The following is a 13,139-nucleotide window of genomic DNA, read 5'->3' as shown; positions in this document are numbered from 1 at the left end:
GAGGAGTCAACTGCCGTGTCGGACCCGATGCGCCCGCCCGCCTCCCACCAGCACGCTCAGACGGCGTCGCCGCGCTCGGACTCCCCCCGTCCCCGCGCCTCTCTCCGTACCGCCGTGGTCTGGGACATCCTGAAGGAGGCCCTCGACCGCCGCGTCGAGGTCACGGGCCGTCAGTCGCGCACCGAACTCGACGTGCTCGACACCGGAGGCGGCAGCGGCAACTTCGCGGTGCCCGTCGCCCAGCTCGGCCATCGCGTGACCGTCGTCGACCCCAGCCCCAACGCCCTGTTCGCCCTGGAGCGCAGGGCCGCCGAGGCCGGGGTCGCCGACCGCGTGCGCGGCGTCCAGGGCGACGTGCTCGGCCTCTTCGACGTCGTCGAGCGCGGCGGCTTCGACGCCGTCCTGTGCCACGGCGTCCTGGAGTACGTGGACGATCCGGCGGAGGGCGTACGCCTGGCCGTCGACGCGCTGCGCACCTCCGGAGTGCTCAGCCTGCTCGGCGCCGGACTCGGCGGAGCCGTGCTCGCGCGCGCCCTCGCGGGCCACTTCCAGGAGGCGCAGACGGCCCTCACCGACCCGGCGGGCCGCTGGGGCGCGGGCGACCCCGTGCCGCGCCGGTTCACCGCCGAACAGCTCACCGAGCTGGTCGAGGCCGCGGGCGTACGCGTCGACGCCGTGCACGGCGTGCGGGTCTTCGCCGACCTGGTCCCCGGCGTCCTCGTGGACACCGAGCCCGGCGCCCTGGACGCCCTGCTCAAGCTGGAGGCCGCCGCCGCCGAGCTGCCCGCCTTCCACGCCGTGGCCACGCAGCTGCACGTGCTCGGTGAGGCGCGCGGGCCTCAAGGTGGTGCGGCGGCCTGAGGTGCGGGAGCGGCTGCCCCGCTGATCAGGGGCGCAGCGGCACATGGAGTACGCCACAGGACCCCCGAATGGGCTACGGGCGCCGTATGATCGAGGGACACCGTCCTGCATGACGGTTCGGCCACTGGGGAATGCACGCTTCAGTGAGCCGGAGCGATGTGAAGGTCCGGTTTGGCGAAGTTGGCGCAGAGGGGCGGGTTTCACGGGGGCGATTCCCTGCCTATCCTGAAGGGGACCCCCGGTCGCCCCGGCGACTGCACGATGAGGAGGACTCCGTGCCGCTCTCGGAGCACGAGCAGCGCATGCTCGAGCAGATGGAGCGAGCGCTGTACGCCGAAGATCCCAAGTTCGCGACAGCGCTTGAGGGAAGCGGGCTGCGTACGTACACCCGGAAGCGGGTCTACCAAGCGGTCGTGGGCTTCCTGGTGGGTATCGCCCTTCTCATGGCCGGAATGGTCGCGCAGCAGATCTGGATCAGCGTGGTGGGGTTCCTCGTCATGCTGGGCTGTGCGGTGCTCGCCGTCACCGGTTGGCGCAAGGCCCCGAAGCCGGGCGAACAGCCCGCCGGCGCGGCCGCCGCGCAGGGTGGGCCCCATGCCCGCAGCAGACAGACGAGGCAGCGTCGTTCCGTCATGGACCGCATCGAGCAGCGGTGGCAGCGCCGCCGCGACGAACAGCAGGGTGGTCAGTGAGCTTGGCCCGGCAAGGCTGATCGAACAGACGTGATGAGTGTGTGTAAGGGGTGACCGCCAAAGGCGGTCACCCCTTACACATGTCGTCACCCCTCCTGCGAGGCCCGGCGCGGCAGCCGCCGTGTCAGCGCCGCCCACCGCTTGGCGGCGCGCTCGCTCCAGCGCGCGCCGAACGCCGTCCAGCGGTCCGAGGCCGCCCACACCACCCGTGCGGCCGAACGCGGCGCGAGCGTCGCCCGCAGCCGGGCGGAACGGGTCGACGTGGCGTGCAGCCCTTCCCGTACACGCCGCACGTCCTCCGAGAGCCCCGTCACGGGAAGCCGCGGGCTCGGGGCGTACAGCGCCTGCTCCACGGCGGTCGCCACCCGGTGAACGGCCTCCGCGGGCCCCGACGGCAGCTGGCCGATGCGGACGATCCGCGCGGCGGCTTTACGGGGGGTCTGTGACTCGTCCGGCTCAATGCCGTGGTCCCAGGCCGTGTCGGTCACTTCCAGCCAGGCGGCCATGGTCCGCGCGACGGCGTCCCCCGGCGTACGGCCGCCGGTGCCCAGCCGCGCCGACCGCGCCCGGCTCCGCCACAGCAGGGGCAGCAAGGGCACCGCGACGGCGAGCACGACCGCGAGGGCCACCAGGACGATCATCTGGATGGGCGGCCCGTCACCGCCCGAACCGGCGGCGACCTGCGGCGCGGCGCTCGCACAGCCGCCCTGCCGGCGCACGTGGGGCGGGCAGCTGTCGGACGCCGAGGGCGCCGCGGACGGCTCCGCGGCGCGGGACGGCTCCGGGGCGTCGGGGTCGCTCACGTCACCCGAGGGGACGTCGGAGCGGGCGTACTCGGGCACCGTGCCCCGGCTCGGCGTCGGCTCGAAACGGGTCCAGCCCACGCCCTCGAAGTACAGCTCGGGCCAGGCGTGCGCGTCCCGCAGCCCGACCGACATCGAACCGTCGGCCCGCGCGGAACCCGGCGTGAAGCCCACCGCGACGCGGGCCGGTATGCCGAGCGTGCGTGCCATGGAGGCCATCGCGAAGGAGAAGTGGACGCAGAACCCTTCCTTCTGCTTCAGGAACCTCTCGATCGCGGCGGGCCCGCTGCCCGCCCGCACCTGGGTGTTGTATGTGAACCCGCCGTCCGAGGCGAAGTAGTCCTGGAGCTTGACCGCCTGCTCGTAGGGGTTCGCGGCGCCCTTGGTGACCCGGCGGGCCGTGTCCGCGACCAGCCGCGGCAGCGAGTCCGGCACCTTGGTGAACTCTTTTCGCAGGTCAGCCGGGGGAGAGGGCGCGTTCGCCAGCTGCTCGGCGGTGGGCTCCACGACCAGGCTCCTGACCTGGTACCCGGCGCCGCGCGTGGTCTGGCCCCGGTCGCCGACGAGGGCGCGGCCCACCGGCTCGTACCGCCAGCGGCCGTCGATCTTCACCTGACTGGCCGGGAAGGGCATCGGCAGCCAGTTCTGGGCGTAGTTGTCGGCGGCGGAGATGTTCGTCTGGATCTCGGTCCTGCGGACGTCGGGGAGCAGCCCCCTCGGGGTCGGCAGGGGAGAGGGCACGTCCTCGATGCGCCGGACGGTGGTCTTCCAGGTGGTGCCGTCGAACTGGTCGAGCGAGACGATGCGCAGATACAGCTCGTCGGTCCGCTCGGCGTTCGTGCGGTAGGAGATGACCTCGCGGTCCTCCGGCTGGTTCAGGCTGTCCTGGAGCGCGACCAGGGGATTCACGGCGGAGATCGTCCCGCCGCCGCCCGAGCCGCCCCCGCCGGGGCCACCGGAGCCGCCCAGCAGACCGCCGTCCAGAGCCGGCAGGGCGAGCGGCACCACCAGGGCGATGCCCAGCGCGAGAGCGCCGATGCGCCGACCGGTGCGGACCGGCGCGACCGCCCCGGTGCTGCTCTCCAGGCCCCCGGAGACACGCCCCGGAGCGCGCGGCGCGCCGCCGAACACCCGGCCCCACTGGGAGAGCCGGTCCCTGCCCTCCGCCAGGAGCAGCAGCAGATAGCCGGCCGAGGCGAGCAGGAACCACAGCCATCCCGCGCCGTCCCCGGAGAGTCCCGCCGCGACCGAGTACAGCGCGAGCAGCGGCAGCCCGGCCGGGGCCGCCGCACGGAACGTCACCGCGAGCGCGTCCACCGCGAGGCCGATCACCAGGACGCCGCCGACCAGCATCAGCCGGATGCCGTCGCTCAGCGGCGCCGGGATCGCGTACCGCCCGACGTCCTCGCCGCCCGCCTCCAGGAGCACCGCGAACCGCCGGAACACGTCGGGTCCCGGCAGGATGCCCGCGAGGGCCTGCTCGCGGGCGAAGACCAGGGTGAGCAGCAGCAGCGACACCAGTGCCTGCCCGGCCACGGTGAGCGTCCTGGCCAGCGGCACCCGCCGGGCCAGCGCGCCGACCCCGCTCTGCACCGCCAGCAGGATGACGGCCTGGAGGAACCACGTCGCCGGATCGACGAGCGGCAGCAGCGCGCTCGACGCCATCAGTGTCGCCGCGGTGGCACACAGCGCGAGCCGCGCGCGTCCGCTCATGACCGTCCCCCCACTGTCGTCCGCCCGTGCCGTGCGGCCGGGCCTCCCGCGCGCGGGGCCCCCAGCGGCCCGTACCGCGTGTTCATGCCCAGCCCCCGGTCGTAGCCCCCGTCGCGGGCGCCGGGCCCGCGCTCGTGCGCGCGTGGTCGGCCTGGCGCCACAGGTCCGTCAGGCTCGTCCCCGGCGGCACGGTGAGGGCCGTCCAGCCCGCCTCGCGCAGCATCTGCGCCCGTACGTCACCGGCGCCAGGCGCACCGCCGGGCCCTTGCGCCCACACCGTGCTGTCCAGGACGAAGGCGACCGCGGCGCCGCTGCGCCGGCGCATCTTGGCGACCACCGCCGCCTGCTCCTCGTCGAGGTCGCCGAGGAAGGCGACGAGGAGGCCCTCGTTGCCGCCGCGCAGCACGTCGTACGCGCGGGAGAGCCCGGCGCCGTCCGAGTGGTCGATCACCGCGAGGGTGTCCATCATCAGCCCGGCCGCGTCCGCCGACTCCTGGCTGGCGCCCGCGAAACCGTCGGAGCCCTCGCCCGGCACGGAGGTGCCGGTGTCGGTCAACAGCCTGACCGAGAAGCCCCGTTCTAGCATGTGCACCAGGGCGGAGGCCGAGCCCGACACCGCCCACTCGAAGGCCGAGTCGGGACCGGCGCCCCGGAAGCCGACACCCCGGGTGTCCAGGAGCACCGTGCAGCGGGCGCGCTGCGGCTGTTCCTCGCGGCGGACCATCAGCTCGCCGTAGCGCGCGGTGGAGCGCCAGTGCACGCGGCGCAGGTCGTCGCCGTGGCGGTACCCGCGCGGGATGACGTCGTCCTCACCGGCCAGCGCCAGCGAGCGGTTGCGCCCGTCGCCGTAGCCCTTGGCCTCGCCCGTGAGCCGCACCGGGGGCAGCGCCTCCACGCGCGGGATGACCGTCAGGGTGTCGTACGTGGAGAAGGAGCGGGTCAGCTCGCACATCCCGAACGGGTCCGTCAGGCGCAGTTGCAGCGGTCCCAGCGGGTAACGTCCGCGCAGGTCGGAGCGGACGCGGTAGGACACCTCGCGGCGCCCGCCCGCCTCGACCCGGTCGAGCACGAACCGGGGCCGGGGCCCGAGGACGTACGGCACCCGGTCCTGGAGCATCAGCAGGCCCGTGGGCAGCCGCGAGACGTTGTCCATGCGCAGGTGGACGCGGGCCTCCGAACCAGCCGGCACGCGCGCGGGGGAGAGCCTGCGACTGCCCGCGACGCGGTACCGGGTGCGGAAGAGGACCACGGCGCAGACCAGCGGCAGCACGGCGAGCAGTAACCCGACGCGCAGCAGGTCGCTCTGGCCGAGGACATAGGCGCAGATGGCGGCGGCGATGCCCGCCGCCAGGAAGGAGCGTCCGCGTGTGGTCAGGCCCGCGAGAGCCGTGCGCAGCCCGCCCTTGCCGCCCTCGGCGGGGGCCGCCGGCCTCCCTGGGGCCGTCATCACAGCCTCCGCGTGCCGGGCGGCTGCGGGGCGAAGAAGGTGCCGCCGCCCGGCTGGGCGGCAGCGGGGACGGGGGTGTGCTGAAGGATCTCCAGGACGACCGATTCGGCCGTGCGGCGGTTCAGCTGGGCCTGCGCGGTGGGCAGCAGGCGGTGCGCGAGGACCGCGACGGCCAGGGCCTGTACGTCGTCCGGCAGGGCGAACTCCCGGCCGCTGAGCGCCGCGGAGGCCTTGGCGGCGCGCAGCAGATGCAGCGTCGCGCGCGGGGAGGCCCCGAGTCTCAGGTCCGGGTGGCTGCGCGTCGCGGCGACCAGGTCCACCGCGTACCGCCGCACGGTCTCGGCGACGTGGACCGTGCGGACCGCGTCGATGAGCTTCACGATGTCGTGCGCGTGCGCCACCGGCTGGAGGTCGTCCAGGGGCGAGACGCCACCGTGCACGTCGAGCATCCGGAGCTCGGCCTCCGGGCCCGGATAGCCGATCGAGACGCGCGCCATGAACCGGTCGCGCTGCGCCTCGGGCAGGGGGTAGGTCCCCTCCATCTCCACGGGGTTCTGCGTGGCCACGACCATGAAGGGGCTGGGCAGTTCGTAGGTCTGCCCGTCGATGGTGACCTGGCGCTCCTCCATGGACTCCAGGAGCGCGGACTGCGTCTTCGGAGAGGCGCGGTTGATCTCGTCGCCGATCACGATCTGCGCGAAGATGGCGCCCGGCTTGAACTCGAAGTCCCTGCGCTGTTGGTCGAAGATGGACACACCGGTGATGTCCGAGGGCAGCAGGTCCGGCGTGAACTGGATCCGCCGCACCGAGCAGTCGATGGACCGCGCCAGTGCCTTGGCGAGCATGGTCTTGCCCACGCCCGGCACATCCTCGATGAGCAGATGCCCCTCGGCGAGGAGCACGGTCAGCGAGAGCCGTACGACCTCCGGCTTGCCCTCGATCACACCCTCCACCGACCTGCGGACACGCTCCGCTGTGGTGGTCAGATCTGTGAGGCTCGCTCGATCGTCATACGTCGTCACCCGGCCCTCCTCGGCCCTGCCCCGCGCTCCTGAGGAGCAGGGGGTACCCCATTTCCGGGCCGCCGCCCAAGCGCACGACCCGGTCCACCCCGAATTCACCGGCACCACGCGTGAATGGTGTGCGTGGTGCCACCCCCGCATTGTTGTTGGGCATACCGGGTCGTGTCACTCGCCTGTGGATAACTGACGCCGAGTTGTCGGGGCTTACGGCCTTTTGTCCGTCACGCAGGGTCGATGGGCGGGATCGATCACGCCGGGTCGATCTCCCGCAGCAGACCCGTCTTCACGTCGAAGACAAAGCCGCGGATGTCGTCGGTGTGCACGAGGAACGGCGAGGTCCGTACGCGCCGCATCGACTGGCGTACGTCCTGCTCGACGTCGCGGAAGGACTCCACCGCCCAGGTCGGCCGCTGCCCGACCTCGTTCTCCAGGTCCTGGCGGAACTCCTCGGTGAGGGACTCCAGGCCGCAGCCGGTGTGGTGGATGAGGACGACGCTGCGGGTACCGAGCGCACGCTGGCTGATGGTCAGGGAGCGGATGACATCGTCGGTGACGACGCCGCCCGCGTTGCGGATCGTGTGGCAGTCGCCCAGCTCCAGGCCGAGCGCGGCGTGCAGATCGAGCCGGGCGTCCATGCAGGCGACGACGGCGACCTGGAGAACGGGACGGGCGTCCATGCCGGGGTCCGTGAACTCGGCGGCGTACTTCGCGTTCGCCTCGACCAGGCGGTCGGTGACCGAGCCGACGGAGTTGCCGCCGATCGGCGCTGCGGAGGAGTGATCCGAAGGGGATGCGGAAGTCGACATGGATACGACGTTAATGGCCACTGATCAACACGGCCCGCTGTGAGAAGGGACAAAGAACGTCAAAGACCTTTGTTGTGAGCTAACCCACAGGGGTGTGACCGCTACGGCCGAATGTGTGACTACGGGCGATTTGCGCCCGCACCTCGGACCGGTCGACGACGCGCAGGCCGGTTGATTGACCGGAAGGCACCGTGGACTAAAGTGACGCGAAGCGGGAGACGTGACCTGCTCCCCGCTGGACCGCACATCCCGGAGATTCCTGAGAATCCCCACGTGCGCGGCGCGTACGTACGGCTCGGCCTCCTCCCGCTCCCGGTCGGCTGACGCCACTTCCCCGGCGCCGGCAGGCCATTCCCCTTCACGGAGCGGGTGGGGACCCGGCAGTGCGTACGAACGCCGCGCCGGACCTGAGAGGGCCTCTTGACCGACAACAGCCGACACGTCCCGGTGATGCTCCAGCGGTGCCTGGACATGTTGGCCCCCGCCCTTGCCGAACCGGGAGCGGTCGTCGTCGACTGCACCCTCGGCCTCGGCGGGCACAGCGAGGCCCTCCTGGCCACCTTCCCCGCGGCGCGCCTCATCGCCCTGGACCGCGACAAGGAAGCCCTGCGCCTGTCCGGCGAACGACTCGCCCCCTATGGCGACCGGGCCACCTTGGTGCACGCCGTCTACGACGAACTCCCCGAGGTGCTCGACCGCCTGGACATCCCGCGCGTCCAGGGCGTCCTCTTCGACCTCGGCGTCTCCTCCATGCAGCTCGACGAGGCGGACCGGGGCTTCGCGTATGCCCAGGACGCCCCCCTGGACATGCGCATGGACCAGACGACCGGCATCAGTGCCGCCGAGGTCCTCAACACGTACCCGCCCGGCGAACTGGTGCGGATCCTGCGCGCGTACGGCGAGGAGAAGCAGGCCAAGCGCATCGTCAGCGCCGTCGTGCGGGAGCGTGAGAAGGAGCCGTTCAGTAACAGCGCGCGGCTGGTCCAGCTCATCCGCGACGCCCTGCCGCAGGCCGTCAAGCGCACCGGCGGCAACCCCGCCAAGCGCACCTTCCAGGCCCTGCGCATCGAGGTCAACGGCGAACTGAGCGTCCTGGAGCGGGCGATCCCGGCGGCGGTGAAGGCGCTCGCCGTCGGCGGCCGCATCGCCGTCCTGTCGTACCACTCACTCGAAGACCGCCTGGTCAAGCAGGTGTTCGCGGCCGGCGCCACGAACACCGCCCCGCCCGGCCTGCCCGTCGTCCCCGAGCGCTACCAGCCGCGCCTGAAGCTCCTGACCCGCGGCGCCGAACTGCCCACCGAGGAAGAGGTCGCCGAGAACCGCAGGGCCGCTCCGGCGCGGCTGCGGGGCGCCGAGCGCGTCCGGGAGGACGTGAGCTGAGGCCCGGCCGGCCGAAGGGGCCGTGCGCACCGTCCGCTGAGCTGAGTCCGCGAGGAGGCTCCATGAGCAAGAAGCCCGAGCTGCGGGGGAGGGCCGCCCGCCTCGCGAAACTGCTCCCGCAGGGCCAGAACCAGGCCGCGCGCACGCCCTTCGTCCTCCTCGTCGTCCTCCTCCTCGGCGGTGGCCTGATCACGCTGCTCATCCTGAACTCCTCGCTCAACGAAGGCTCGTTCCAGGTGAGCGAGCTCAAGAGGCAGACGAAGGACCTCATCGAGGAGAAGCAGCAGCTCCAGCGCGACGTGGACGGCTATGCCGCGCCCGACGCCCTCCAGCGGCGCGCCGACGAGCTCGGCATGGTCCCGGGCGGCGACCCGGCCTTCCTGAACCCCGACGGCACCGTGCGCGGTGTGCCCGGCGCCGCGGCCGCCCGGCCCTCGGCCCTGCGCCCCCAGGAAGGGGGATCCCCGGCGCCCCCCGTCCCGATCTCCGCGCCGCCCCCGGCCCCCGCGCCCCCGGCCCCGGTGGCCTCCACCCCGGCGCCCGCGCCGCCCACGACCGCGACGCCCCGGAGCGTGCCGTCCCAGGGCGTGCCGTCCCTCCAGGGCGTGCCGTCCACCTCCGCGCCGCCCGCGAGCGCGGCATCCGCGACCATGCCGCCCGCGATGCCCCGCCCCGCACAGCCCGGCCCCCCGACGACCTCCGGCAGGTGACGTTACGTGTCCGACAGGGAACCCCCGCGGCGCCGGGTACCAGGGCCTTCGCGCCCCGCACGCCCCGGCGCGCCCCGGCGCCCGGCATCCGCGGGGCGCCCCGCGGCGCGCCCCGCGGCGCGCCGCCCCGGTACCAAGGCCAGGCCCCGCACCATCCGCCTGGGCAGCCCCCGCCCGCGGCTGCGCATGGTCAGCCTGGGCCTGACGCTGGTGATGCTGGCCTTCGTCGTGCGGCTCCTCCAGGTGCAGGCCGTCGACGCGAGCGCGTACACGGCCAAGGCCGAGAAGAACCGCTACTTCACGCACACCCTGGCGGCCGAGCGCGGACGCATCACCGACCGCGCCGGCGTCGAACTGGCCGCCAGCGTGGACGCGTACGACATCACGGCGGACCCCACGCTGTTCACGCCGAAGGAGACGAAGACCAAGGACGCGCCCGAGCAGGCGGCGGCGCTCCTGGCACCCATCCTCGACAAGAGCGTCGCCGAGCTCACGAAGAAGCTCAGCACGCCCGACACCCGCTACGTCCTGCTCGCGCGCCGCCAGACCCCGCAGGTGTGGAAGCAGATCAAGGACCTGCGCGGCGCCCTCGCCGAGAAGGCGGGCGCCGACCCGAGCTCCCCGAACGTCCTGGCCGGTGTCCTCGCCGACCCGAGCAGCAAACGGGTCTACCCCAACCACGACCTGGCCGCCGGGATACTGGGCTGGGTCAACTCCGAGGGCAAGGGCGGCGGCGGTCTGGAGCGGCAGCTCGACAAGCGGCTGGCGGGCGAGGACGGCAAGATCCGCTACGCCCAGTCCGGCGGCCGGCAGGTACCGACCGCGGGCTCCACGGAGACCCCCGCCGTGCCCGGCTCGGACGTCGAACTCACCATCGACCGCGACATCCAGTGGGCGGCGCAGAACGCCATCACGGAGCAGGTCGAGAAGTCCAAGGCCGACCGCGGCTACGTGATAGTGCAGGACACGCGCACCGGCGAGGTCCTCGCGATGGCCAACGCCCCCGGCTTCGACCCGAACGACCTCACGCGGGCCGACGGCACCGCGCTCGGCAACGCCGCGCTCCAGGACGCCTTCGAGCCCGGCTCCACCGCCAAGGTCATGTCGATGGCGGCGGTCCTTGAGGAGAACGCGGCCACACCCGGCACCCGGGTGACGGTGCCCAACCGGCTGCACCGCGGCGACCGCCTCTTCCAGGACGACATCGACCACCCGACCTGGTACCTGACACTCAACGGCGTCCTCGCCAAGTCCTCCAACATCGGCACCATCCTCGCCACCGGCCAGCTGGGCAGGACGCAGGAGCAGGTCAACAAGATCCTCTACTCCTACCTGCGCAAGTTCGGCCTCGGTAAGGAGACCGGGCTCGGCTTCCCCGGCGAGACGTCCGGCATCCTGGCGCCTCCCGCCAAGTGGTCCACCTCCCAGCAGTTCACGATCCCGTTCGGCCAGGGGTTCTCCATCAACGCGATGCAGGCGGCCTCGGTCTACTCGACGATCGCCAACGGCGGCGTACGCGTCGAGCCCACGCTCGTACGCGGCACGAAAGGCCCCGACGGCCGCTTCACGCCCGCGCCCGCGCCGAAGAAGACACGGGTGGTGAGCGAGAAGACGGCGAAGACGGTGTCGCAGATGCTGGAGTCCGTCGTCGACGACGAAGAGGGCACCGGCACCAAGGCCCGCATCCCCGGCTACCGCGTCGCGGGCAAGACGGGTACGGCCAACCGGGTCGATCCGGCGACCGGCCGCTACAAGGGCTACACCTCGTCCTTCGCGGGCTTCGCGCCGGCCGACAAGCCGCGCGTCACGGTCTACTGCGCGATCCAGAACGCCACCAAGGGCAACTACTTCGGCGGCCAGATCTGCGGCCCCATCTACAAGGAGGTGATGGAGTTCGCCCTGAAGACCCTCCAAGTACCGCCCACCGGAACCGGTCCGGCCAGCCTCCCCGTCACCTTCAAGCCCTGAGACCGGCCGCCTTCGAGCCCCGAGACCGGCCACCTTCGAGCCCTGAGACCGACCAGGAACCACTCGTGACAACGATCACCCCGGACCCCGGGAACCACCCCCCGCCACACCGCCCGCTTCGCTCCGAGAGGGGTGCGCCCGGTACGCTCACCGCCGTGCCACACGCTGATCAGTCCCAAACCACCCAGAAGGGCGCTCCCGTGACCTATCCGGGACCGCCGCGGCCGGAACAGGTCTCCGCGGCCTCACTGACGGACCTCGCGGGCCGGCTGGGCGTCGCCGTCGAAGCAGCGGCCGAGGGCGCCGGCGACACGGAGATCACGGGCATCACGCACGACTCCCGCGCGGTCCGCCCCGGTGACATCTACGCCGCGCTGCCCGGCGCCCGTATGCACGGCGCCGACTTCGTCGCGCAGGCCGCCGACCTCGGCGCCGCGGCGATCCTCACCGACCCGACCGGCGCCGACCGCGCGGCCGCGACCGGCCTTCCGGTCCTGGTCGTCGACAGCCCGCGCGACGAGATGGGCGAACTGGCGGCGACGGTCTACGGCCACCCCGGCCGCGACCTCCTCCAGATCGGCATCACCGGCACCTCCGGCAAGACCACGACCGCGTACCTCGTCGAGGGCGGCCTCAAGGGCCTGCGCGCGACCGGCCTCATCGGCACGGTCGAGATGCGCATCGGCGAGACGCGCATCAAGTCGGAGCGCACCACCCCCGAAGCCACCGACCTCCAGGCGCTGTTCGCGGTGATGCGCGAGCGCGGCGTCGAGGCGGTCGCCATGGAGGTCTCCAGCCACGCCCTGGTGCTCGGGCGGGTGGACGGCTGCGTCTTCGACGTCGCCGTCTTCAACAACCTCAGCCCGGAGCACATGGAGTTCCACTCCGACATGGAGGACTACTTCCGGGCCAAGGCGCAGCTGTTCACCAAGCGGCGCTCGCGGCTCGGCGTGGTCAACTTCGACGACGAGTACGGGCGTCGGCTCGTCACCGAGTCCGAGGTGCCCGTCACCACGTTCTCCGCCGAGGGGCACCCGGACGCCGACTGGCGCGCCGAGGACGTCCAGGTCGGGCCGCTCGACTCGACGTTCGTCGTAATCGGCCCCAAGGGCGAGCGCGTCACGGCGAAATCGCCGCTCGCGGGCCCCTTCAACGTCGCCAACACCCTCGCCGCCATCGTCTCGCTGGCCGTCGCCGGGATTGACCCGCAGCAGGCCGCCGACGGCGTCGCCGCGGTGCCCGGCGTGCCCGGCCGCCTGGAGCGCGTCGACGCGGGTCAGCCCTACCTCGCGGTCGTCGACTACGCCCACAAGACGGACGCCGTCGAATCGGTCCTGCGCGCCCTGCGCAAGGTCACCGAGGGCAAGCTGCACATCGTGCTCGGCTGCGGCGGCGACCGCGACAAGACCAAGCGCATGCCGATGGGCGCGGCCGCGGCCCGCCTCGCCGACACCGCCGTACTGACCTCCGACAACCCCCGTGGCGAGGACCCCCTCGCGATCCTCGCCACGATGCTCGCCGGCGCCGCCGAGGTGCCGATCCACGAACGCGGCGACGTCGCCGTCTTCGAGGACCGCGCCGCCGCCATCCGCGCGGCCGTCGTCCGCGCGCGACCGGGCGACACCGTCCTGGTCGCGGGCAAGGGCCACGAGCAGGGACAGGACATCGCCGGGGTGGTGCGTCCCTTCGACGACCGCCAGGTGCTTCGCGAAGCTATCCAGCAAACCCAGGGATGAA

At 72.7% G+C, this 13,139-nt stretch carries 10 protein-coding genes; 6 read left to right on the top strand and 4 right to left on the bottom strand.

The annotated features are described in order from the left end of the window. Window positions 1–15: 15 nt before the first annotated feature. Both ACOBQB_RS19580 and ACOBQB_RS19575 read left to right on the top strand, forming a co-directional pair. Window positions 16–861 (top strand): class I SAM-dependent methyltransferase, encoded by an 846-nt coding sequence (locus ACOBQB_RS19580; RefSeq protein WP_423593399.1) that lies wholly within the window; start codon window positions 16–18, stop codon window positions 859–861. Window positions 862–1,136: 275 nt separating this feature from the next. Next, window positions 1,137–1,553, top strand: coding sequence for a DUF3040 domain-containing protein (locus ACOBQB_RS19575; protein ID WP_423593397.1), 417 nt, complete (start codon window positions 1,137–1,139; stop codon window positions 1,551–1,553). Window positions 1,554–1,639: 86 nt separating this feature from the next. Here the strand turns inward: ACOBQB_RS19575 and ACOBQB_RS19570 are convergent, their stop codons facing one another. From ACOBQB_RS19570 to ACOBQB_RS19555, 4 genes are all read right to left on the bottom strand, one after another. After that, window positions 1,640–4,069, bottom strand: coding sequence for a transglutaminase TgpA family protein (locus ACOBQB_RS19570; RefSeq protein WP_423593395.1), 2,430 nt, complete (start codon window positions 4,067–4,069; stop codon window positions 1,640–1,642). A gap of 82 nt (window positions 4,070–4,151) precedes the next feature. Then, a complete protein-coding gene (locus tag ACOBQB_RS19565; RefSeq protein ID WP_423593393.1) occupies window positions 4,152–5,516 on the bottom strand; it encodes a DUF58 domain-containing protein in 1,365 nt (454 codons plus the stop codon). Further along, window positions 5,516–6,538 (bottom strand): AAA family ATPase, encoded by a 1,023-nt coding sequence (locus ACOBQB_RS19560; protein WP_423593391.1) that lies wholly within the window; start codon window positions 6,536–6,538, stop codon window positions 5,516–5,518. Before ACOBQB_RS19560 ends, ACOBQB_RS19565 begins: the two co-directional genes overlap by 1 nt. A gap of 248 nt (window positions 6,539–6,786) precedes the next feature. Beyond that, complete coding sequence (locus tag ACOBQB_RS19555) at window positions 6,787–7,344, bottom strand: beta-class carbonic anhydrase (protein WP_423593389.1); 558 nt, start codon at window positions 7,342–7,344, stop codon at window positions 6,787–6,789. A 420-nt stretch (window positions 7,345–7,764) separates the two neighbouring features. Between ACOBQB_RS19555 and rsmH the strand changes: the two genes are divergently transcribed. From rsmH to ACOBQB_RS19535, 4 genes are all read left to right on the top strand, one after another. Next, on the top strand, window positions 7,765–8,724 hold the full coding sequence (gene rsmH, locus ACOBQB_RS19550; RefSeq protein ID WP_423593387.1) for a 16S rRNA (cytosine(1402)-N(4))-methyltransferase RsmH: 960 nt from the start codon (window positions 7,765–7,767) through the stop codon (window positions 8,722–8,724). Window positions 8,725–8,786: 62 nt separating this feature from the next. Continuing rightward, the gene (locus ACOBQB_RS19545; protein WP_423593386.1) at window positions 8,787–9,434 is read left to right on the top strand and encodes a septum formation initiator family protein; all 648 of its coding nucleotides are present in this window, start codon (window positions 8,787–8,789) and stop codon (window positions 9,432–9,434) included. A gap of 6 nt (window positions 9,435–9,440) precedes the next feature. Further along, a complete protein-coding gene (locus tag ACOBQB_RS19540; protein ID WP_423593384.1) occupies window positions 9,441–11,402 on the top strand; it encodes a peptidoglycan D,D-transpeptidase FtsI family protein in 1,962 nt (653 codons plus the stop codon). 65 nt (window positions 11,403–11,467) lie between these two features. Next, entirely contained in the window at window positions 11,468–13,138 is a 1,671-nt protein-coding gene (locus ACOBQB_RS19535) for a UDP-N-acetylmuramoyl-L-alanyl-D-glutamate--2,6-diaminopimelate ligase (protein ID WP_423593383.1), read from the top strand. The last annotated feature ends 1 nt before the right edge of the window (window position 13,139 follow it).

It is taken from the genome of Streptomyces sp. G5(2025) (assembly GCF_049542075.1).
Lineage (GTDB): Bacteria > Actinomycetota > Actinomycetes > Streptomycetales > Streptomycetaceae > Streptomyces.
Note: the sequence above shows the minus strand (reverse complement) of the source record. Positions and strands in the feature narration are given on the sequence as shown.

What these genes read in the sequence shown, in the direction of transcription:
- ACOBQB_RS19570 (WP_423593395.1), bottom strand. Translation starts at nt 4,069, where the DNA reads ATGAGCGGACGCGCGCGGCTCGCGCTGTGTGCCACCGCGGCGACACTG.
- ACOBQB_RS19565 (WP_423593393.1), bottom strand. Translation starts at nt 5,516, where the DNA reads ATGACGGCCCCAGGGAGGCCGGCGGCCCCCGCCGAGGGCGGCAAGGGC.
- ACOBQB_RS19555 (WP_423593389.1), bottom strand. Translation starts at nt 7,344, where the DNA reads ATGTCGACTTCCGCATCCCCTTCGGATCACTCCTCCGCAGCGCCGATC.
- ACOBQB_RS19545 (WP_423593386.1), top strand. Translation starts at nt 8,787, where the DNA reads ATGAGCAAGAAGCCCGAGCTGCGGGGGAGGGCCGCCCGCCTCGCGAAA.